This is a genomic window from Pantoea coffeiphila, from assembly GCF_016909495.1.
Classification (GTDB): domain Bacteria; phylum Pseudomonadota; class Gammaproteobacteria; order Enterobacterales; family Enterobacteriaceae; genus Erwinia; species Erwinia coffeiphila.
In genome coordinates, this window is record NZ_JAFBFW010000003.1 from 469,138 (window position 1) to 492,023 (window position 22,886).

Sequence of the window (22,886 nt, forward strand, 5' to 3'; positions counted from 1 at the left end):
GATAATTATATTAATGTAACTTTAGTTATTTAAAAATAGTAATTTATTTGTTTTATGAACAAAAAGCCCGCGTATCTGCGGGCTTCTTAAAATCAATGAACTTACGGCTTTCTGCTTAATGGATACTGATTAATGGACCCTGATGTATAACCGGTGTTAGTAAATGAATTAGTATAAACATCAATACCTGTTTTTCCCATTAATCGACCACGACTATTATTAATGGTTGGTCCATTTAATGTTAGCTTTTTCATGGATGAGATCATGCCATTATAATCATTAAAGACAGACTGACTGGCATCAACTTTCACATTTCCATATCCAGTAATAACATTATGGTTAAGGAGTTGGCTTGTTTTAATGCTGATTTCATTACCTGCATCTAATACGCCATAGTTATTAATGATTCCATGATCATAATTAATATTATTGGCTGCAGAGAGTGTTGCATAGTTAAGGAAGGTCCCTGTATTGCGTCCATCCAGGCTGCTGATGTTAATGTCATGACCTGCATCCAGTACGGTTGTTCCATCAAACTTGCCAAGATTTCCAACTACAAAGTTAATATCATTTCCAGCAGCCAGATGTGCATCAATTGGGTCTGGCTTTGGTCTTGCCGGGTAGTCAAGAGTATTCGATGACACCAGAATATCCTTGCTGGCGTAAATTCGAGAATAGTTCAGAACCATATCGCTATTCGATACCAGAGAAACATTACCTGAATCAGAATATACCCAACCAGCAGAGTTGTTAAGTAAGCCATTGGTATTCACACTGACATCTTTTTCAGCGTGGATTCCGCCTTCACTTGCTGCTTTAGGATTGTCAGAAAATGACTTGCTGTTGGTGTTCGTCAGAGTGCCAGCGACTATGCTAACTTCATTTCCGCTAATAAAACCACGATCGTTGTTTACGTTTGTGCCGTTAATAGCCACCATCTTATCGGCATCAATCAGGCCTTTTGAGTTTGTGAGGGTATCTTCCGCAAGAATGTCGATATTCTTACCAGCGAAAATTTTTCCAGTTGTATTGTTCAGACGCCTTGTACTCAGGTTCACGCTGCCAGTTCTTGATTCCAGAGTACCAGCAGTATTAGTAATCGTGCCATCAAGATTAATGTTCAGATCTGAGTTCGCAGAAATTATTCCTCTGTTACGAACACCATCAAGAGTTGATGCTGCCATTAAGGTAATCTTGTCCGCATACATACCACCCAGTGCGGAAACGTCAATACCTACGGCAGGTGAATTTTTAGTATAGCCAATATTGACCAGTTCTTTACCTGATGTAACGATATTGCTATTGATGCCAGACATCACCTGGATTTCTTTAGCGTTGACTTTGGCATCAACCTGTAATGCGGTTGCCAGCAGCGTGGTGTAGTCAGCAGTATCCGTCATTCCCTGACCATTGATGATGATTTTTCCTTTTTGTACATTAATTCCGGTAAGGCTGCCATCATTGCCGATGGTCGGAGTGCCGGTGGTTAATGTACCGCGGCCGGTATTGATAAAACCGCATCCGCTGCAGGTAATACCTGATGGGTTAGCAACAATAACATCAGCTCTCTGACCAGCAACTTCAATCTGGCCGTTAAGCTGGCTTGCGATATTTGATGTCACTTCGTTAATAATTAGCTTTGCTTCGCCAGCGCTAAGCTTAGTGTTTCCCGCAACCTGACCAGCTAACTGAGAATTTACCGCTGTTTTGCTATTGTTGAGTATAACACCCTGTTTAGTCACATCGAATTGAGTGTATTTATTATGGGAAACCCCTGCTGATGATGCAGAATTAATGTTAACCGTGACAGAACCATTTGTGTTGGCTTTAACCCATGGGCGTTCTGCTTGTTTAATATCTACAACTACCGCTGCCTGTGTAGTGGCGATATACCCCATTGCCAACCACGTCATCATACAGATTGTCGATGTTTTAAATAATTTAGATGATTTTCCGTTGCTCATTGTATATCTCCATATATTACAGAATGAGTACTTGAGTTCAGTACTTATCACCCATTTTAAAGATTTTAATTATTACATATATAGTAATTTATTTAATGTGGAACATTATTCACTGCCTTTCGATAGCGGGGGGCAGTGACAGGGTTTTTATATTTTTTCGTGGGGAGTTTTTTATTTTTCAAGGTGCAAGTAAAATACGCCCCCCACCTACTGTGAGGAGCGGGGTCGTTACTTGTAAGGCTGTACTTCCACTTTTCCTTCAATTTTTCCATCGTTACGATAGAAATTACTCATCACTTTAGTTCCGGTAACTGAAGTGATTCCTCCTGTATTTCTAAAGAATCCTTTAGAACTTAATGCAACACTTGTTTTACTTAAGATTTGACCATTTTCTTTGTTGTAAAATCCACTTGTTGAATGGATATTGACTTGATTGCCACTGACTTTTGCATAATTATTAAATCCGGCAGAGTTAATGTCGATAACTTTTCCTGCTTCAGCCGTACCAAAGTTTGAAAATGCCCCGGCACTTTTATAGTTGAAGTTATTTCCAGCGGAGAATGTACCTAAGTTATTCAGGTTTCTTGCATTCTCATCCTGATTGGTAATGTTAAGGTTGATATCGTTTCCGGCTTTAATAACTGAATCTGATGTAATAGCGTCAAGTGAACCAAGATTAATGGTAACATCATGATCTGCTTTGATTTCCGTTCCTTCCAGACCATTTACAATAGGACCGTTGGCAAAAGCACCATTGATAACAACATCTTTCGCATTGATTTCAGTTGAGTTGATTCCCAACCTGTTGCCGGCTTTGAGAGAAACGCTGCCTTTTGATGCCGTTATTTTTGTTCCGCCGTTTCCAATTGACATTTCTCCATCGGTCACAATGGTTATATCACCATTTTTTGCGATGATTTGACTTTTTTTATCTGGATCTGAAGATTCGCGTTCGCTTCTTTTGATATTTTGTACTGATCCAGATTTGATATCTACATTATCGGCCGTTATAGCTCCATGATAGTTGTTGATGTTAGTATTAGCTAAAATACTTAGTGCACCATCGGCAAGTATGCTGCCTGATGTATTTTCAAGGCTTTGTGATGTCGATTTAAAATTCCCACCGGCTGTCAGATTGCCTTTTCGGTTGTTGATTTGATCGGCATTAATTGTCAGATCATTACCACTGGATATATTCCCTGAGTTCCTGATAACACCATTATTTTGAATGACCAGATCGGTATCCGCAGATATGATTCCCCTGTTTTTTATTGATACACCTTTCTGTCCTGCAATTAGTGTGATCTTATCTGCATACATACCGCCAAGTTTAGCAACATCAATTCCGACATAATCAGCCTGTTCATTTATGGCTGCGCGACTCTTCAATACGCCGTCAACATGATGGATATCAGAGTTTTTACCAGCCATCACTGTTAAATTATTTGCAGAGTTTTCTTCAGCAATGATATTGATAGTATGAGCGATCAGTGCAGTGTAGTCAGACTGATCCTGCAAACCATTACCTTGCAGAATAATATTTCCCTCTGAAACACTAATGGACGGATTGTCTGAAATGTCCACTTTTCCGGTAGTCAGTACGCCTCTTTCCGTATTGATAAAACCGCAGCCGTCGCAGGATATACCTGAAGGACTTGCAATAATCACATTGGCTTTTTTACCTGCCACTTCAATCAAGCCATTTAACTGCGTCATGTTCTTTGATGCCACTTCATTGATAATCACCGTGGCGGGACCATTTGATAAGTTACTGTTCCCAGCTACTTTACCGCCAAGAATAGTCTTGGATTCGTTAATGTTGTTATTAAGAATTAGACCGTTTTTATTGACATTAAATTCAGTGAATTTATTATGCGAAACGCCGTTTTTTGATGGATCGTTAATATCAACAATGGTTGGTCCGGTAAGGTTTTCATGAATTCCCGGCCGATTTACCATGCCCGAATCCGCAATCACAGCACCTTCTGCCGAAAAAATGCCACCGAATATCGCCCACGTCATCAGACAAACTGGGGCTACTTTGAAAAATTTTGAAATTCTACTATCAGCATTGATTTGATGATTTATTTTGATAGATAACATAACCGATCCTTGTTTGTTTAAATGAATTTAATATAGCCAGCAATGTTATAATTTCTTTTTTATATGCTATAAATAGTAATGCATTTATTCTAATGTTATATACAGAGTTCTTTTTTATTTTTATTTCCCACGTAAAAACAATTAGGTTTATTGCTATTTTAATCTTTAGTTAAATTTTTTACTTTCACCTTTTTTAGTATTCTGATTTCAATGTCTTAATTTTCAATGATTTTCATTTTTCAATACATCCATTGTAAAGTTAACCCTAGCGTAAGATGATCGGTAACCAGTCCTTTAGGTTTTGAAATAGGTACCCCAGCAAAAACGTCATACCCGGTTTTCCATTTCACACCACGAAATCCTAGCGTGCCGCCGGAAATTGATTTTCCGGTAACCCATTCCTGATTGATATTTGAAACCCTGCCATAATCCACTCCCATATAGAGCTGATTATTCCATGATTGGGGCATATCTATATTAATTGTATTGCTAAAATACCAGCCGCGGTCCCCCATAAGCGTGTTTTCACCGTTGAAGCCGCGTACCGTCCAGCGGTTGCCAATGTTGAACTGGTCCTGCGTAATCAGTTGATCCGGACTGTATTGTTGGTAATAACGTGGCTGCCAGCTCATTGCCATCCCGGCGAGCTCAAAGGGAACCTGTGCCTGCAAATCCAGAGTGACGATCCTGCTAATATCACTGGCTTCACCATACTTTGCACTGGCCGTTTCTTTACTTCCAAGCCAGCGAACATTTCGCTGGAAGCTCAGATCGGCATCGACTACCGAATTTCGAAGGTAGTGCCGATGGGCGAGATCAAAACGTAGGTTAGTCAGATTTAATTTCTGTAACTCCATTTCCGTATCGCCAATGTGATAGTGCGCATCGCGCTTGATCACCTGCGTACTAAATGTTGTTTTCTGCTGTGCGCCGCGATGCAGAACACGGCTAACCTTACCCATTACCACTTTGTTATTACCGCGATATTGATAATTAGAATAGTCCCCGACAAGAGCCTGATGATATTTGTTTTCACTGGCATAAATATTAAACGACCAGTATCCAAACGGTACGGTATAATTCAGCGAAGTGCTTTTATTACCTTTAGTGTGACTGTCCTCAAGGTCATGCGATGCTGAGATGTAAAACAGGTCGTTTAATGATGTTGGGTTATCGAGGTAAAGTGCAAGCCCTGCCTGATAGCGTCCGGTGCTTCTGCTGCCTGAATCGTCTACCCAGCCTGCCACGCGCCAGAATGATTGCTGCGACCGGTCGATAGCAACATCGCTCTTTCCTTCTTCCGAAGAGGGGAGGAGATTAATATGCACATCCGTCGTTGGAATGCCCTGCATATTTTCCAGCCCCTGTTCAAGATCGCGGAGATCGAGAATTTTCCCCTTATGAGTAGGGAATGTATTGGTTACGCGAACGTATTTATCCGAACCATCTTGCAAGAAAATATTCCCAATCAAACCAGAAACTATCTTAATTTTCAGTTCGCCATCTTTAACGTTTTGCTCCGGTAGTTCAGTACGAGATGTAATGTAACCCGAGGCGATCAGCTTATTCTGTAGGACAATTGCTATTGTTTTGATATTGCTGGCATTCATACAGTGACCAACGGCCTGATTGGCAATCCTTTGCAATGGAAGCCAGTGGGGGACTGCACCGTCTTTATCAAGCTGTACATCTTTAATTTTTAGACAATCGGGCTCATCAAGATATTTTTGCCCCTTTCTTATATCCGGAGCGGGTTCCGAACGTACATCTTTACCCGTGGTATCCAACTGGGACTGTAGCGCTTTTTGTTGTTCTTGCTGATTAGCATTTTGTTGCTGAATGTTGGCAGCTGGATTGGCTGGAAATGCACTTTTCGTCACAAAAATGAGTAAAATTGCCAGGTGATGAAATTTATAAACATAGGGTGTCACGATAAATCTCCATTAAAACGCGCATTTCCAGAGTCAAATTTAATTGACTCTGGAACTATTTCTGGCTTTCCTTGCCTTTTTCCGTGCCGTTAATGACATTAGTACTAAAAAGAATGTCATCAAAGAATATGATTAGTGAATGCAATAATAATTTTTCAGATGGAATGCAAACAGGCTCAAGCATAGCTGAGCCATGTGATTTTAATTTTATTAATGGTTCGTGTTAAATGATTCCGGCAGTATAGATGTTGAAAGTCAGCGGTGGAATAGTAATTAATCTAATATTTGTAATTTATATTAGATGTTTTTGGAATTTTAATTTGCCATTTTTGATGTTTTTAATTGTTAAGATCGCGCATTTTTAATGCGATTACCTGCGGCACTCTCTACTGAACCCTGTGACAGCCCCTAACCGGATAAGGTACTATCCTCGCCAAACTTACCGCGATGTGGAGCGGAGTTGCCTGACTGAGAACGGCAAGATATCAACCTGTTGATGACTTCCGTTCGATGTTGTCAGGCCGGAGCACCGCAATGTGAGGAAAAGAGAACAATGAGCGATCTGATGCAGGATGGTGCCGAGCGCCTTGCGCTGCACAAGTTTACAGAAAATGCGTACCTTAATTACTCCATGTACGTGATCATGGACCGCGCACTTCCCTATATTGGCGACGGCCTCAAGCCGGTACAGCGCCGTATTGTTTACGCGATGTCTGAGCTGGGACTGAGTAACAGCGCGAAATTTAAAAAGTCAGCCCGTACCGTGGGTGACGTACTCGGTAAATATCATCCTCACGGCGACAGCGCCTGCTATGAAGCGATGGTGCTGATGGCGCAGCCGTTCTCCTATCGTTACCCGCTGGTCGATGGTCAGGGTAACTGGGGGGCACCGGACGATCCGAAATCCTTCGCGGCGATGCGCTATACGGAATCTCGCCTGTCAAAGTATGCGGAAGTGCTGCTGGGCGAGCTGGGGCAGGGAACGGTCGATTACATTCCGAACTTTGACGGCACCATGCAGGAGCCGAAGATGCTGCCTGCGCGGCTACCTAATATCCTGCTGAACGGCACCACCGGTATTGCGGTCGGTATGGCAACGGATATCCCACCGCATAACCTGCGTGAAGTGGCCAAAGCGGCGATCGCGCTGATCGACAGCCCGAAAACCACGCTGGATGAGTTGTTGGATATCGTCCAGGGGCCGGATTATCCGACCGAAGCCGAAATCATTACGCCGCGCAGTGAGATCCGTAAAATTTACCAAAGCGGTCGTGGTTCGGTTCGCATGCGCGCAGTATGGAAAAAAGAGGATGGCGACGTGGTGATCACCGCGCTGCCGCATCAGGTTTCCGGCGCGCGCGTGCTGGAGCAAATTGCCGCGCAGATGCGTAATAAAAAGCTGCCGATGGTGGAGGATCTGCGTGATGAGTCGGATCATGAGAATCCTACCCGCCTGGTGATCGTGCCGCGCTCCAATCGTGTCGATCTGGAACAGGTGATGAACCATCTGTTTGCCACCACCGATCTGGAACGCAGTTACCGTATCAATCTTAATATGATTGGTCTGGATAACCGTCCTGCGGTGAAAAATCTGCTGGAGATCCTCAGCGAGTGGCTGGTCTATCGCCGTGATACCGTTCGTCGCCGTCTGAACTATCGTCTTGAGAAAGTCCTGAAGCGCCTGCATATCCTTGCCGGTTTACTGGTGGCTTTCCTGAATATTGACGAAGTGATCCATATCATTCGCAGTGAAGATGAGCCGAAGCCGGTACTGATGTCACGTTTCGACATTTCAGAAACCCAGGCTGAAGCCATTCTGGAACTGAAACTGCGCCATCTCGCCAAGCTGGAAGAGATGAAAATTCGCGGTGAGCAGGATGAGCTGGAAAAGGAACGCGATCACCTGCAGGGTATTCTGGCGTCTGAACGCAAAATGAATACGCTGCTGAAAAAAGAGCTGCAGGCCGATAGCGATACCTACGGGGACGACCGCCGTTCTCCGCTGCGCGAGCGGGAAGAAGCGAAGGCCATCAGCGAGCATGAACTGGTGCCGTCCGAACCGGTGACCATTGTTCTGTCGCAAATGGGCTGGGTGCGCAGCGCCAAAGGGCACGACATCGATCCGGCGGGTCTTAACTACAAAGCCGGGGACAGCTATCGTGCGGCGGCACGCGGTAAGAGCAACCAGCCGGTCGCCTTTATTGACTCCACCGGGCGTAGCTACGCGCTCGATCCTGTCACGCTACCGTCGGCGCGCGGGCAGGGCGAGCCGCTCACCGGCAAGCTGACGCCGCCGCCGGGGGCGGTGGTTGAACAGGTACTGATGGAGGCCGATGAGCAGCGGCTGCTGATGGCATCGGACGCAGGTTACGGATTTGTCTGCACCTTCAGCGATCTCGTTTCCCGCAACCGTGCCGGCAAAGCGCTGCTCAGCCTGCCGGAAAATGCCAAAGTCATGACGCCGCTGGCTATTCATGGTGATGACGATCTGCTGCTGGCGATTACCGCAGCCGGACGTATGCTGATGTTCCCGGTTGGCGACCTGCCGCAGCTCTCCAAAGGGAAGGGCAACAAGATTATCTCTATTCCGGCGGCTCAGGCAGCATCGGGTGAAGATAAGTTGGCCTGGCTACTGTTGCTGACGCCGCAAAGTGCCATTACTCTGTACGTCGGCAAGCGTAAGCTGACGCTGAAAGCGGAAGATTTACAGAAATTCCGTGCAGAGCGTGGGCGTCGTGGCACCCAGCTGCCGCGCGGACTGCAGCGTATCGATCGTGTTGATGTTGATGGTCCGTCACGTCCTGTCGTAGATGACAGCGAGGAGTAATTCTCCTGTGCCGATTGCAGGCTGGGGACGTCAATGTCGCCAGCCTGCCGAAATCATCAAATAAAAAACAGTTAAGCCACTTTTAGTCAGCGTATGATGCCGAAATCATTCGGTCAGCATACGTTGTCGGCATGCAATAACGAGGTTGTGATGCTCTCTATTTTACGTATCATTGTGGTTATTATTTATTCGATACTGGTTTGTGTTTTTGGCTGTATTTATTGCCTGTTCAGTCCACGAAACCCGAAGCATGTTTCTACCTTTGGCCGTCTTTTCGGCCGGCTGGCCCCGGTGTTTGGCTTAAAGGTTGAATTGCGTCGCCCCGAAGGCCATGAAAATTTCCCCAATGCGATCTATATCTGTAATCACCAGAACAACTACGACATGATTACCGCGGCGAATATCGTTGAGCCATCAACCGTTACCGTTGGCAAGAAAAGCCTGCTGTGGGTTCCTTTCTTCGGTCTGCTCTACTGGCTGACAGGTAATTTGCTGATCGACCGTGATAATCGTGCCAAAGCGCACGGCACCATTGGTGAACTGGTTAACGAGTTTCAGAAGAAGAAAATCTCATTCTGGATGTTTCCGGAAGGTACGCGTAGCCGCGGCCGTGGGTTGCTGCCGTTCAAAACCGGTGCGTTTCATGCTGCCGTTGCTGCCGGTGTACCGATTATTCCGGTCGTGGTTTCCAACACGCATGACAAAATCAAACTCAACAGGTTGAAAAATGGCCTTGCTATCGTTGAAATGATGCCGCCCGTCGATACAAAATCATTTGAAAATCAGTCTGTTCGTAAGCTGGCAACCCACTGCCGCGAGCTGATGTCGGCAAAACTTGATGAGTTAAATGCTGAAGTCGCTGCACGCGAAGCATCAGGTAAGCTATAAATTATCGGAGTGAGCGTGGCGTCACGCTCACTGTAGTTGTTCATGCGGCAGCACAGCCCGCGCACAATGATAACAATGGATTTCGGCCGCCCTGTTGGCCGTTTTTGGCTTACGGAGTCGGGTATGTCCCTTAGTCGTCGTCAGTTCTTTAAGGCCTCAGGCATTGCCCTTTGCGCTTCCTCGTTACCCTTCAGCGCGCGGGCGGCAGGACCTAGCACGCCACTGCCGGTTCCGCCGCTGATTGAGTCTCGCCGTGGGCAGCCGCTGTTTCTGACGATGCAGCGTAGTCACTGGTCTTTTGACGGCAGCAGCAAGGCGCAGGTGTGGGGGTTTAACGGTCTCTATCTGGGGCCAACGGTACGCGTATGGAGCGGTGACGACGTCAAACTGATCTACAGCAATCGGCTAAATGAGCCGGTAGCGATGACCGTCAGTGGGCTGCAGGTGCCCGGTGCGCTGATGGGGGGAGCTGCCCGCATGATGTCACCGGGCGTTGACTGGTCACCGGTCATTCCCATTCGTCAGGCTGCTGCAACCTGCTGGTATCATGCCAATACGCCGAATCGCATGGCCCCGCATGTCTATAACGGGCTGGCGGGAATGTGGCTGGTGGAGGATGAGGTTAGTAAGTCCTTACCTATTCCCAAACACTATGGCGTGGACGACTTCCCACTCATTATTCAGGACAAACGACTCGATAACTTCGGCTCGCCGGAATACGACCCGCCCGGCGAAGGTGGCTTTATTGGTGATACGCTGCTGGTTAACGGCGTGCAGAATCCGTTCCTTGAAGTTTCACGCGGCTGGGTGCGTTTGCGTTTGCTGAATGCCTCCAATGCTCGCCGCTATCAATTACGTATGAGCGATGCCCGCCCGTTCAATGTCATTGCCAGCGATCAGGGATTTTTGCCTGCGCCGGTTGTGGTTGAACAACTGTCACTGGCACCCGGTGAGCGCCGTGAAGTCCTGATTGATATGACCCAGGGGGATGAAGTTTCGATTACCGCAGGTGAAGCGGCAGGTTTTGTCGATCGGCTGCGTGGCATCTTCGAACCCTCCAGCATTTTGATCTCCACACTGATACTGACCCTGCGTCCTACGGGGCTGTTACCGTTAGTAACCGATAACTTACCTATGCGCATTCTGGCGGACCAAATCATTCCCGGCACCGTCAGCCGCACCCGCGAATTCCGCCTGGGTGACTCCACGCCGGGTATTAACGGTGCGCTCTGGGATATGAAGCGAATTGACACTCAGGCGCAGCAGGGCAGTTTTGAGCGCTGGATGATTCATTCAGATATACCGCAGGCGTTTCATATTCAGGGCGTGATGTTTCTGATTAAAAGCGTCAATGGTGCGCAGACCATGGCTGAAGATCGCGGCTGGAAGGATACAGTTTGGATAGACGGTGATGTGGAACTGCTGGTGTCATTTACTCAGTCATCTTCCGAGCACTTCCCGTTTGTGTATTACAGCCAGATGCTGGAAATGGCCGATCGCGGCACAGCGGGGCAGATGCTGGTCAACCCTGTGTTGTAGATCCTGGACGATTTGCCCGCTGTTGAGGCGGGCAAATCGTGGCGGATTAATTGAAGCTTTCCGGGTCCGGGCCCAGGCGATTATTACGATCAAGCGACGTAATTTCACTGACTTCCGTTTTCTCCAGGCGGAAATCAAAAACTTCAAAATTCTCTTTAATACGCGATGGCGTCACGGATTTTGGAATCACCACCAGTCCGCTATCCAGATGCCAGCGGATAACGATCTGAGCCGGGGTTTTACCGTACTTCTGCGCCAGCCGTTTGATAATCTCCTGATCGAAAACGCCTTCACCGCCCTGTGCCAGCGGGCTCCATGATTCCGTCTGAATATGATGCATCGCGTTCCATGAATGCAGAGTGCGCTGTTGCAGCATCGGGTGCAGCTCCACCTGATTGATGACCGGGCTGACGCCGGTTTCATCCAGTAATCGCTTAAGATGCGGTTCGTTAAAGTTGCATACGCCGATACTTTTGGTCAGCCCCTGCTGCTGGAGCTTGATCATGGCCTGCCATGCTGCGACAAACGTATCTTTTTCCGGGCACGGCCAGTGCATCAGATAGAGGTCGACCGTATCCAGCTGCAGTTTTTTCAGGCTGGCTTCCAGCGCCTTTTCGGCATTCAGCTGGTCGTCATTCCACAGTTTTGTGGTGATGAAGATATCGTCCCGCGCCACGTCGGTTTCGCGCAGCGCCTGGCCAATACCTTCTTCATTCTTGTAAATTGCCGCGGTATCAATCGAACGATAACCGACGTCCAGCGCCGTCACTGCCGCGCTTCGCGCTTCATCCACGCTGGCCTGCCAGACGCCCAGCCCAAGCTGCGGCATCATGTTGCCATCGTGCAGTTTAATGATTGGTTGATCTGCCATGTTCGCTCCTTTTCTGCGGAAAAACCGGTGCAGGGGCACCGGTTGATGGAATTAAGTCTAGTTGATAAGCAGAGGATTCGTGGGGACTAGCGTGCGTCCAGATAGATCTGGCGGCTGATTTCCAGCGTAATGTCCTGCCGTTCACCCAGCGCGGTAAGTCCTTTTTCTGCCAGTTTTTCCAGCAGGGCGGGGATCGATGACCCGTCGAGCTGATAATCGGACATCCGGGTGGCGATACCCATACGCTCGAAGAATTCGCGTGTGGCGGCAATCGCGCCGTCAATGCGTTCCGCCTCGCTGCCGTCAGTGATTCCCCAGACGCGCTCCGCATACTGCAGCAGTTTTTCCCGCTTGGTATCGCGTTTGATATTCAGCAGCGACGGCAGCACGATAGCCAGCGTCTGTGCGTGGTCAATGCCGTGCAGCGCGGTCAGCTCGTGTCCGAGCATATGCGTTGACCAGTCCTGCGGTACTCCGGCACCGATCAGGCCGTTCAGCGCCATGGTGGCGCTCCACATCACGTTAGCGCGAACGTCATAATTTTCCGGCTCCGCCAGCGCACGTGGGCCTTCTTCAATCAGCGTCAGCAGCAGGCCTTCGGCAAACCGGTCCTGTACGCGGGCGTCAACCGGGAAAGTAAGGTACTGCTCAACGGTATGCACAAAGGCATCCACTACGCCGTTGGCGATCTGGCGCGGCGGCAGGCTGTAGGTGTAAACCGGGTCCAGCACCGCGAAAAGCGGGAACAGGAGGTTGCTGCGAAACGCCCGCTTATCGTGCGTGGCGCGGCGGTTAATTACCGCACTGCGATTTGATTCGGAGCCCGTCGCGGGCAGCGTCAGCACCGATCCGACAGGCAGCGCCTGTTCAATTTCAGCGCCGCCGGTTTCCAGAATATGCCACGGGTCCTGCGGATACAGCGCCGCAGCGGCGATAAACTTGGTGCCGTCCAGTACCGAGCCGCCACCCACCGCCAGCAGGAAGGTGATCTTATCCCGTTTAACGATCTCCACCGCTTTCATCAGCGTCGAGAAATCCGGGTTAGGTTCGATGCCGCCAAATTCCTGCAGATCAAAGCCCTGTAACGCGCTATAGACCTGATCCATGACGCCATTTTTCTTGACGCTGCCGCCGCCGAACAGGATCAGCACTTTGCTGTTGGCAGGAATGGAGGTGGCCAGCTGGGAGATTTGTCCCTTGCCAAACAGGATGCGTGTGGGCGTATGCAGTACGAAATTGTTCATCGCGATAATCCTGGAAGTATGACGTTTATCAGATGAATCATTGTGCGCAGCAGGTGAGCATTGCTCAATGCACATTTCTGCCGGAATCTTGCCTGATTCTCCAAACTACTGGAGAAATGACGGGCGTCAGGCGATGATGCTGACGTAAAACTTTCAGCAGCGGGAAGAGTGAATGAACAGAAGCGCGACGTGTGAACGGCTGGCAAGTCAGGTTATCGGCCTGGTGACGCAGAATAAGGGAGTATCGTCGGTTCCCGGTATCAGCCTGATTTATGCTGACAAACATGTGTCGCGCACTCCGGTGATGTATCAGCCGGCGATTGTGATCCTGTTTCAGGGGCAGAAGACCGGCTACCTGGGTAACAGCGTATTCAGCTACGATGCCAATAAATACCTGATGCTGACCGTACCGTTGCCGTTTGAATGTGAGACGTTCGCCACCCCGGAAGCGCCGCTGGCCGGCATGATGCTACGGGTCGATCCGTTAAAGCTACAGGATCTGCTGATGGATATTGGTGATGACGATGCTTTCCATCCTGAACCGAAAACCTGCGGTATTCATTCGGCGCTGCTGACGGAGGAGATGCTCTGCGCCACGGAGCGCCTGCTGGACATGATGAACAATCCGCGCGATGCCCGAGTACTGGGGCCGCAGCTGGTGCGGGAGATCCTCTATTACGTCCTGCAGGGGCCGTGCGGTGGTGCGCTGCTGGCGCTGGTGAGTCGGCAGACGCAGTTCAGCCAGATTGCCCGCGCGCTGCGGCGTATCGAACATCATTTTACCGACAATCTGAGCGTTGACCTGCTGGCGGCCGAGGCCAACATGAGCGTTTCGGCGTTTCATCATAACTTCAAGGCGGTGACCAGCACCTCGCCGTTGCAGTATCTGAAAAGCTACCGTCTGCACCAGGCGCGTATGATGATGCTGCAGGAGGGAATGAAGGCCAGCGTGGCGGCGATGAAAGTGGGATATGAAAGCGCCTCGCAGTTCTCGCGCGAATTCAAACGCTACTTTGGCGTAACGCCAGGGGAAGAGATGACGCGGATGCGGCAGCCGGGGTAAAACCGGCCCGGATTAACGGGCCTTTTTACGCCTCAGAACCAGCACAACGCTACCGGTTAGTCCGGCGCAAAGCAGCACCAGCGGCAGGATCATCAGAATCGCCATGACCTGATCTTCATGACGTTTGATAAACGGCACCTGGCTGATGCCATAGCCGAGCGTCACCAGAATCGTTACCCACAGCAGCCCGCTGAGCCAGTTAAACAGCTGGAAACGGCCATTTTTCAGCCCGGAGATACCAGCCATTGTAGGCAGAATGGTTCGCACAAAGGCGAGGAAGCGGCCAACCAGCAGCGCCAGCAGCCCGTGGCGGTTAAACAGGCTCCACGCCCGCTGGTGATACTGCGCGGGGAGGTGCAGCAGCCAGCCCTTAACCAGCCGGGTATTGCCCAGCCAGCGGCCCTGCAGATAGCTCAGCCAGCAGCCAATGCTGGCGGCGGCGGTCAGGATGATCATCGTGGGAACAAACGCCATGACGCCTTTGGCCACCATGGCACCGGCCAGCAGCAGCAGGCTGTCGCCGGGGAGAAATGAAGCCGGAAGCAAACCATTTTCAAGCAGCAACGTGATAAACATAATCCCGTAAACAACCCAAATCACATCCGGATTGGCCAGCGCGGTAAAGTCCTGATGCCAGAGCGCCTGAACAATCTCGTGTAAAACACCCATTAGTTATCCCGTTAACTACACCTATAGCTATGTCCCTATAGTACTCGCAAATCGTGCCAGATATCTTGATCAAAGGCGCGAACAGCGCGCCTTATTGATAATTTGTTGAAGCACAGGCGATTATTGGCTAAGTCTGTCGAATCCCGCACGCAGATCCTCGATCAGATCGTCCACGTGTTCCAGGCCGATATGTACCCGAACCAGCGTGCCGCTAAAATCAACGCCGCCCGCGGGGCGGATAGCCGCCAGCTCTTCAGGCTGATTGGCAAGGATCAGCGACTCGTAGCCGCCCCAGGAGTAGGCCATGCTGAAGTGGCTGAAGTTATCCAGGTAATGCGCCAGGCGTTCACTGCTCAGGCGTTCTTTCAGCACAAAGGAGAAAAGACCGCTGCAACCGCTGAAATCTCGCTTCCAGAATTCATGGCCTTTGCACTGAGGCAGCGCCGGATGATTCACCCGCTCAACTTCATCACGCTCTGCCAGCCACTGTGCAACCTGAATGCTGCTCTCCTGATGCTGACGCAGGCGCACGGCCAGCGTGCGCAGCCCGCGGCTGGTGACATAGGCGGTATCGGCATCGACCATCTGGCCCATCAGATAGGAGTTTTCGCGCAGCTGTGCCCAGCAGCGTTCATTGGCTACGGCAGTCCCGATCATCGCATCCGAGTGGCCAACCAGATACTTGGTCGCGGCCTGGATGGAGATATCCACGCCGAAATCCAGCGCGCGGAACAGGATACCGGCGCTCCAGGTGTTATCGACCATAATAATGGCATCGGGCGCTTTGCTGCGAACCGCCGCCACGATTGACGGAATATCCTGCACTTCCATGGTGATGGAAGCCGGTGACTCAAGGAACACCACGCGGGTGTTGGGCTGCACTAAATCGGCGATCTCAGCCCCGATGCCGTGATCGAACCAGGTGGTGCTGACGTTCAGTTTGCTGAGGATTTTGGTGCAAAAGTCCTGGGTAGGTTCGTAAACGCTGCCGCTCATCAGCACGTTATCACCGGCGTTTACAAACGCCAGAATGGCGTTAGCGACGGCGGCGGCACCGCACGGATACAGCACGCAGCCCGCACCGCCTTCCAGTTCGGTCATCGCATCCTGCAGCGAAAAATGGGTGAGGGTACCCCGGCGGCCATAAAACAGTTCGCCGTTGGCGCGCCCTGCGGTGGCACGTTTCTTATCGGCTACGGTATCAAAAACCAGAGAAGAGGCGCGCTGGATCACGCTGTTCACCGATCCCTGGGTGTATCGTTTGCTGCGTCCGGCGGCCACCAGGGCCGTTTCGATTTTTTTGCTGGTCATTAAAACGATCTCTTTATTCAGTTATGTTTTTTACGTTAACACGGCTACCTCTCCTGAGGTATTCGGCCTGCGGGTAAGTGATAAAATTTCACTGTGAGCGCCATCACATCCGCAAATAAGAAAAAAATTGTTCAAAAAATGTCTTATAGGGTGTAAATAGTAATGAGAACTACTATCAATTCCTAACGGGTTTGGTATGATCTGGCCTGAATTTTTTCGCTATCAGCAATTAGATGTTGGAGACACAGCGTGACAAATGATTTGATGCAGATGGACCTTTCCGTCTGGGGCATGTACCAGCATGCAGACATCGTGGTTAAAGCCGTAATGATTGGACTGTTGTTGGCATCCGTTGTCACCTGGGCCATCTTCTTTAGCAAAACAATCGAATTGAGTTCCGCACGCAGACGTCTGAAGCGCGAGCAGCAGCAACTGGCAACCGTACGTTCGCTGGATGAAGCAGCAAAAACCAGCGCCGGTTTCACCGGTCAGAGCCTCAGCGCATTGCTGATTAAAGAAGCCGAAAACGAGCTTGAGCTTTCCGCTGGTACCGACGATAACAACGGGATTAAAGAGCGTACCGGTTTCCGCCTTGAGCGCCGCGTTGCTGCCTTCAGCCGCCACGCCGGTCGCGGCAATGGCTACCTCGCTACCATTGGTGCGATTGCGCCATTCGTGGGTCTGTTCGGTACGGTATGGGGCATCATGAACAGCTTCATCGGGATTGCAAAAACCCAGACCACTAACCTGGCCGTTGTGGCTCCGGGCATCGCGGAAGCGCTGCTGGCAACGGCGATTGGCCTGGTTGCCGCAATTCCTGCGGTCGTTATCTACAACGTCTTTGCTCGTATGATTGCCAGCTATAAAGCGTCTCTGGGCGATGTGGCTGCACAGGTTCTGCTGCTGCAAAGCCGCGATCTTGACCTTGCCGCCAGCGAAGGTTCTCACCGCGTTCAGTCGGCGCAGAAACTGCGGGTAGGTTAAGCGTTATGGCAATGCGATTAAACGAAGATCTCGATAGCAACGGTGAAATGCACGAAATCAACGTGACGCCGTTTATCGACGTGATGTTGGTGCTGCTGATTATCTTTATGGTCGCCGCGCCGCTTGCCACCGTTGACGTTCGCGTCAATCTGCCGGCCTCAACCAGTTCGCCGCAGCCGCGCCCGGAAAAACCGGTTTATCTGTCGATTAAGGCTGATAATCAGCTGTTTATCGGTAACGATGCGGTATCGGAAGAGACGCTGGTGGATGCGTTGGTTAAGCAGACCGAAGGCAAGAAAGATACGACTATCTTCTTCCAGGCCGATAAGTCAGTGAGTTATGAGACGCTGATGAGCGTGATGGATAAGCTGCGTCAGGCGGGTTATCTGAAGATTGGCCTGATGGGCATGGAAACCGTGTCGAAATAATCGGGTTGTGGTTGCCGATTTAAGGGCTGCCGTTTCAGATGATGTTTCCCCGGTTTAAAATAAAACCGCTGTCTTTTAGATAGCGGTTTTTTTATGCGTGTCGCCGGTGGCTTTGGTGCCCTGTGCCCGATGGCTGAGCGGAGACAGCCCGTAGGCGGGATCGCCGAGCTGCCAGCCGACCCCAGCTAAACCGTAATCGCCGGCTCGGACAAACGTCGAACCTGATACTGCTTCACCAGCCGCTTAATAATCAGCGTCCCTACCAAACCACACACCGCAGCAACAGTCAGCCATACCCCCGGCATCGCCTTATCACCGGTAGCGTGAATCAGATAGCTGCACACCGCTGGCGTAAAACCGCCAAACAGCGCGGTCGCCAGACTGTAGGCCAGAGAAAATCCGGTTGCACGCACCTCGGCAGGCATCACCTCCGCCAGATACACCACCATCGCACCGTTATAACTGCCGTAAAGGAACGACAGCCACAGCTCCGCCTCCAGCAAATGGGCAAAACTCGGCGATCCAACCAGCCAGTGCAGCACCGGCCACGCGGTCAAAATCATCAACACGGTAAACAGCAACAGCAGCGGACGGCGGCCAAATCGATCGGATGCGGCACCCATCAACGGCAGCCAGAACAGATTGGAAATACCGATGCACAGCGTCACCAGAAAACTCTGCTTATCGCTCATCATCAACACCGTCTTGCCAAACGTCGGCGTAAAGGCGGTGATCATATAAAACATTACGGTGGTGGTGACCACCATCAGCATACCCGCCAGCACCAGCGCCCAGTTGCGTGCCACCGACCGGGTAATCTGCCCCATGGTGGGGTGGTGCTTACGCTGGCTGAAGGCTTCCGTCTCCTCCAGCGCACGGCGTATCCAGAAGAGGAACGGCACGATCATGCAGCCAATCACAAACGGAATACGCCAGCCCCACTCGGTGACCTGGCCTTTATCCAGCAGATGGTTCAGCCCCAGCCCCAGTAGCGCCGCGAAGATCACCGCAATCTGCTGGCTGCCGGACTGCCAGCTGACGTAGAACCCCTTTTTACCCTTTGGCGCAATCTCGGAGAGATACACCGACACGCCGCCCAGCTCGACGCCTGCGGAAAAGCCCTGAAGTAAACGGCCCAGCAGGATGAGTACCGGTGCGGCCATGCCCAGCGTGGCATAACCCGGCGTCAGCGCGATGGTCAGCGTGCCGATAGCCATCAGCCCCAGCGTTAAAAGCAGCCCTTTACGGCGGCCCTGACGGTCGATGTAGGAACCGAGAATAATCGCCCCCAGCGGGCGCATCAGGAACCCGGCACCGAAGGTCATCAGTGTCAGCATCAGTGAAGCGAAGGGGTCGTCGCCGGGAAAGAAGGTTTTGGCAATGGCGGTGGCGTAGTAGCCGAACACCATAAAATCGTACATTTCGAGGAAGTTACCGCTGGTAACGTTGAAGATGGTTCGGGCACCGCCCTGCCGCGATGAAGTGCTGACTGTCTCAGGGGTCATGAGGACATCCTTATTGTGGTTTCCCCTGTTTTAGCCTGCCGGTAACGGTATTAATGTGATACACATCACCGTTACCGGGCACAGGATATTTACTTTGGTAACAAATAATTAACAATGCTCATATCGCTTAAAATCCGTACATCAGTTCAGAACTGTACATCCACCGAGACCGAATCCAGATAGCTCCCCGCCGGCTGCGGCGTTTGATTGCTGATAATCAGCGCGCGATAGCTGAAAGTCTTGGTTAAACCATCGGTACTGGTCGAGCTGGCCGTACTGCTGTCAACGCGATCGGTACCGGTCGGCCCCCAATAGGTAGTACCGGTGGTTCCTTTATAAATCTGGTAGGCCAGCCGGTTACTGCCGGAGATCATATAGCGCTGGTTGCCCACTGGATTACCGCCGTTGGTAATGCCGACGGTATAGGTGCTGCCTTTGGTGCAGATCACATTCAGCGACTGGCTGACCGTCTGGAAGTTGGCGGGCAGCGGCGCGCTGCCGAAATCAATGCCTGGCGCGGTGATGGTGGTGCAGTCGCGTGTGACGGTCATATTCAGCGTAATCGGTAGAGATAAGGTGCCCTGCTGGCGGCTGCCCAACAAACAGAGATTGCCAATGCCAATAGCGGTACAGATGTCATAGGTAAATGTCACCGTCAGCAGCACCGTATAGTTACCTGCCGCTACTACCGCGCCGGGCATCTGGCGCACATACAGCGGGATCGGAAAGCGATACCCATTCAACAACCCGGCGAGGTCCAGCAGGGTGCTGCGGGGAATAATCACCCCCGTGCCGCCCAGCGTGGCAATCGATGTGCAGTTGGGGTCTGTACACACCTGCAGCGGTATACGATCGGTGCCCAGCCCAAGCGCCGCCTGGGTCGTACTGGATGCGGAGGTCGCCGTTGTCAATTTAACGGTGATATTGTCGTTACCAAGTAATGTTAATACCCCGGCACCACAGTCTACAGTGTAGGTGCCATTCAGCGTAGTTTGCGCGGTGGTGACCGCAAACGAGGTCATGGTACCAAAGCTGGCCGTCGTGCTGGTCGGGCTAAGCGTACAGGCCGCCTGCGCCAGCCACGATCCGCTCATCAGCAGGAGAAAGGTCAGGGATAATAAAACTCGTTTCATGGCTTGCTTCCTGGAGGGGGCGACAGCGGACAGACCAGCGGACCGTAGGTCACCAGCGTGTCCGGCAGTTCTTTCGGCAGGGTGAGTTCGGTCTCGCAGGTGCGGCCGTCCGGCGTACGGGCGCGAATCGGATTACGCTGCTCGAGGTTATCCATCCACACGATGCCATCCCAGCCGACCACTTCCGCTGGCGGGGCGGTACGGAGAATTGCGGTACCCACCGGCAGCGGCTGGCCGTGTTGATCGTTGATAATCACGCTGGCGGCGCGCAGCGGCTTGATTTCCATATCCAACATATAGCCACTCTGACGCTTCACCGCCACGCGTTTTTCCACATCTGCGGTGCCCAGGTTCGCGGGCAGGTCGAGCGTGTCGATATCATATTTGGCGGCATAGTTTGAGGTTACGCGTGGAACCAGCAAGTACCCTTTATTATTGGTCTTGCCCTGTAACTGGTTCTCGAAGCGCACCCCGACATTCGGGTAGCCCGTTTTCACCAGAACAAAGGAGTCGGTCACCTGATTGGCGGCAAACAGTTGACTGTCCATCAGCACCAGCGAGCCGTTAACCTGGCCCCATTTGGTCATGTATTCATCGTCACCGTAGAAGCCGCCGGACGTTTCCACCTGCTGGTTACGCCAGCGCAGGCTGCCCTGGCGGTAGTCGCCACTGCTGCTCTGATTCGCCCAGGATGCATCCCAGGCGAAGCCGCCGTCGCTCGGCATCGCGCGGGAGACAAACAGGCGCTGGGAGTTTTTGCCCTCAGCATCGCGTTCTATACTGGTCCCGCCGCTGATCAGGCTGCTGAAAGGCACGCTGAGCGAAATGGCACCCGCCCAGTTGTCCGCCTGATCGTCCCGGCTCGCGGAGACATAAATGCTGCTGCCGCCCCACAGTCCACGGCTCCAGGTCAGGTTGATTAGCCGGGTACGATCGCCGTTGCCGCTGGTGATGTCGATCAGCGCGGCACCCAGGCTGCCGTATTGATCGAGCGACAGGCTGGCGCTGTACTGGGCACTTCGCCGGCTCAGCGTGTAGTATTCCTGGTCGGCATTGTTCCACGTTTCGCCATTCTTGCGATCACCGTACAGCGCGAGGTTGCCATAGCCGCTGGAACGCAGCGTTTGCTGCATCCCTACGGAGAACAGGCCCGTGCTGTACTGATAGCCCCAGCTGTTCTGATTACCGCTTTGCCCCATCATCTGGCTCTGGCTGACGGAGCCGTTGACCACGCCCAGCGAACCGACCCGCAGCTGACCGCCCCCTCCCAGCTGCGCCAGCGACTCGGCCGCTTCGGCATGGCTCTCCAGAGTTAACCAGTCGGTTAAGCCATAGCGGTAAGAGCCGCTGGCGGTAAGCGGGCCGTAGTCAAAGTTTTCCAGGCCGTAATTCTCGCGCAGTGCCCCGGTAGAAACCGCATAGTCCGACAGGCCGCTTTGCAGGAGATTACTGGCGACGTAAAACGGCAGGGTGGTGGTCACCTGGCGTCCCTGGGCATCGGTGGTCACCACCACCGCGCTGCCCGCGCCGTTAACGAACGGCAGATTAGTCATCGACCAGGGGCCGGGCTGCACGCTGTTACTGCTGGTACGGTAGCCGTTGACAAACAGATCGACGGTAGACGGCACGGCGGCCTGGCCCGAGAACGAGGGAAGGGGGTAGGTGATTAAATCGGGTCGCAGCGAGAAGTCACGCGCCAGCTGAATGCCGCCGACGCGCACGCTGCTGCTCCACGCCAGGGAATCGGTCACCAGATCGCCCACCCGCAGGGTCAGCGCATTATCTTCATTCTGATTCGACCACCAGGTGTCATAGCGGGTATAGGTATTGCCCAGATCGGCGTCGCCGGACAGCTGGCGCTGTAATATACCGCTATTGGAAAACTGCCCCCAGCCGCCAAACAGACGCAGCTCGTTCCAGGCCGAAAGACGGCTGCCGCCGCCGTCGGTCTGGCTGCCGTAAACATTGTAATTGAACAGCGCACCCGCGCTGCTGAGGCCGTCAATGCGGGGGCCGTTTTGGATGACTTTACCGAACGTTTGCTGCGGCAGCCACTCCGGCGGCACCGTCAGCAGCAGGCGCTGCCCCTGACGATCATACTCTGCCTTGACGTTTTCCATTGCCGAGACGTCCATCATCGTCGAGTTAATCTTCGAACTGGGGATACCCACCCGCATCAAGTCCCCCGCGCGCATCACATAGTGATCGCCCTGGAACTGAACGCTAACCACCTCTCCAGTATCGTAGCCATTTAACATCAGCCCCAGCATCCAGCTTTGTGCCTCGCCCGTAGGAGTCTGTGCCGTCGGCGGCGGCGGCAGTGCATTCCAGGTTTCGGCACCGGCAAACAGCGGCAGCAGGCCGCCGCCCAGGCCGATAATAGCCAGCTTCAGGGGAGTTGACGCCACGAAGTCAATCCTCATTGG

General features: G+C 51.8%; 16 protein-coding genes. 6 read left to right on the top strand and 10 right to left on the bottom strand.

Annotation, left to right across the window (positions count from 1 at the left end; genetic code table 11):
• Positions 1-101 precede the first annotated feature (101 nt).
• The 3 genes from JOE09_RS11890 to JOE09_RS11900 all read right to left on the bottom strand — a co-directional run bounded on the left by JOE09_RS11890 (position 102) and on the right by JOE09_RS11900 (position 5,998).
• Positions 102-1,964 carry a two-partner secretion domain-containing protein gene (locus JOE09_RS11890; protein ID WP_205065905.1) on the bottom strand — a complete coding sequence of 621 codons (1,863 nt, stop codon included), beginning with the start codon at positions 1,962-1,964 and terminating at the stop codon, positions 102-104.
• A gap of 228 nt (positions 1,965-2,192) precedes the next feature.
• Positions 2,193-4,067: a two-partner secretion domain-containing protein gene (locus JOE09_RS11895; protein ID WP_205065906.1), complete on the bottom strand. Its 1,875-nt coding sequence runs from the start codon at positions 4,065-4,067 to the stop codon at positions 2,193-2,195.
• A gap of 239 nt (positions 4,068-4,306) precedes the next feature.
• A complete protein-coding gene (locus tag JOE09_RS11900) occupies positions 4,307-5,998 on the bottom strand; it encodes a ShlB/FhaC/HecB family hemolysin secretion/activation protein (protein WP_205065907.1) in 1,692 nt (563 codons plus the stop codon).
• A 553-nt stretch (positions 5,999-6,551) separates the two neighbouring features.
• On the opposite strand from JOE09_RS11900, the gene parC reads away from it, so the two are divergent.
• The 3 genes from parC (at position 6,552) to ftsP (ending at position 11,252) form a co-directional block, all read left to right on the top strand.
• On the top strand, positions 6,552-8,825 hold the full coding sequence (gene parC, locus JOE09_RS11905) for a DNA topoisomerase IV subunit A (RefSeq protein ID WP_205065908.1): 2,274 nt from the start codon (positions 6,552-6,554) through the stop codon (positions 8,823-8,825).
• 150 nt (positions 8,826-8,975) lie between these two features.
• The gene (locus tag JOE09_RS11910) at positions 8,976-9,713 is read left to right on the top strand and encodes a 1-acylglycerol-3-phosphate O-acyltransferase (RefSeq protein ID WP_200543553.1); all 738 of its coding nucleotides are present in this window, start codon (positions 8,976-8,978) and stop codon (positions 9,711-9,713) included.
• Between the two features lie 123 nt (positions 9,714-9,836).
• Entirely contained in the window at positions 9,837-11,252 is a 1,416-nt protein-coding gene (gene ftsP, locus JOE09_RS11915; protein ID WP_205065909.1) for a cell division protein FtsP, read from the top strand.
• Positions 11,253-11,298: 46 nt separating this feature from the next.
• Here the strand turns inward: ftsP and dkgA are convergent, their stop codons facing one another.
• Positions 11,299-12,123 carry a 2,5-didehydrogluconate reductase DkgA gene (gene dkgA, locus JOE09_RS11920; protein ID WP_105592510.1) on the bottom strand — a complete coding sequence of 275 codons (825 nt, stop codon included), beginning with the start codon at positions 12,121-12,123 and terminating at the stop codon, positions 11,299-11,301.
• 86 nt (positions 12,124-12,209) lie between these two features.
• Positions 12,210-13,367 carry an alcohol dehydrogenase gene (yqhD, locus tag JOE09_RS11925; protein WP_205065910.1) on the bottom strand — a complete coding sequence of 386 codons (1,158 nt, stop codon included), beginning with the start codon at positions 13,365-13,367 and terminating at the stop codon, positions 12,210-12,212.
• 172 nt (positions 13,368-13,539) lie between these two features.
• Here yqhD and JOE09_RS11930 point away from each other — a divergent pair, with 172 nt between their 5' ends.
• Positions 13,540-14,430 (top strand): AraC family transcriptional regulator, encoded by an 891-nt coding sequence (locus JOE09_RS11930; RefSeq protein WP_205065911.1) that lies wholly within the window; start codon positions 13,540-13,542, stop codon positions 14,428-14,430.
• 12 nt (positions 14,431-14,442) lie between these two features.
• Here the strand turns inward: JOE09_RS11930 and JOE09_RS11935 are convergent, their stop codons facing one another.
• Together JOE09_RS11935 and metC are read right to left on the bottom strand one after the other, a co-directional pair.
• Entirely contained in the window at positions 14,443-15,099 is a 657-nt protein-coding gene (locus JOE09_RS11935) for a DedA family protein (RefSeq protein ID WP_205065912.1), read from the bottom strand.
• Positions 15,100-15,219: 120 nt separating this feature from the next.
• Positions 15,220-16,410 carry a cystathionine beta-lyase gene (gene metC, locus JOE09_RS11940; protein WP_205065913.1) on the bottom strand — a complete coding sequence of 397 codons (1,191 nt, stop codon included), beginning with the start codon at positions 16,408-16,410 and terminating at the stop codon, positions 15,220-15,222.
• Positions 16,411-16,659: 249 nt separating this feature from the next.
• Here metC and exbB point away from each other — a divergent pair, with 249 nt between their 5' ends.
• Positions 16,660-17,394, top strand: coding sequence for a tol-pal system-associated acyl-CoA thioesterase (exbB, locus tag JOE09_RS11945; protein ID WP_105592505.1), 735 nt, complete (start codon positions 16,660-16,662; stop codon positions 17,392-17,394).
• Between the two features lie 5 nt (positions 17,395-17,399).
• Positions 17,400-17,822, top strand: a complete 423-nt coding sequence (gene exbD, locus JOE09_RS11950; RefSeq protein WP_105592504.1) for a TonB system transport protein ExbD — start codon at positions 17,400-17,402, stop codon at positions 17,820-17,822.
• A gap of 185 nt (positions 17,823-18,007) precedes the next feature.
• Here the strand turns inward: exbD and tcuC are convergent, their stop codons facing one another.
• The 3 genes from tcuC to JOE09_RS11965 form a co-directional block, all read right to left on the bottom strand.
• On the bottom strand, positions 18,008-19,327 hold the full coding sequence (gene tcuC, locus JOE09_RS11955; protein ID WP_205065914.1) for an MFS transporter: 1,320 nt from the start codon (positions 19,325-19,327) through the stop codon (positions 18,008-18,010).
• A 146-nt stretch (positions 19,328-19,473) separates the two neighbouring features.
• Positions 19,474-20,460 (bottom strand): Csu type fimbrial protein, encoded by a 987-nt coding sequence (locus tag JOE09_RS11960; RefSeq protein ID WP_205065915.1) that lies wholly within the window; start codon positions 20,458-20,460, stop codon positions 19,474-19,476.
• Complete coding sequence (locus JOE09_RS11965; protein ID WP_420830638.1) at positions 20,457-22,868, bottom strand: fimbria/pilus outer membrane usher protein; 2,412 nt, start codon at positions 22,866-22,868, stop codon at positions 20,457-20,459. The genes JOE09_RS11960 and JOE09_RS11965 overlap by 4 nt, the downstream gene beginning before the upstream one ends.
• Positions 22,869-22,886 lie beyond the last annotated feature (18 nt).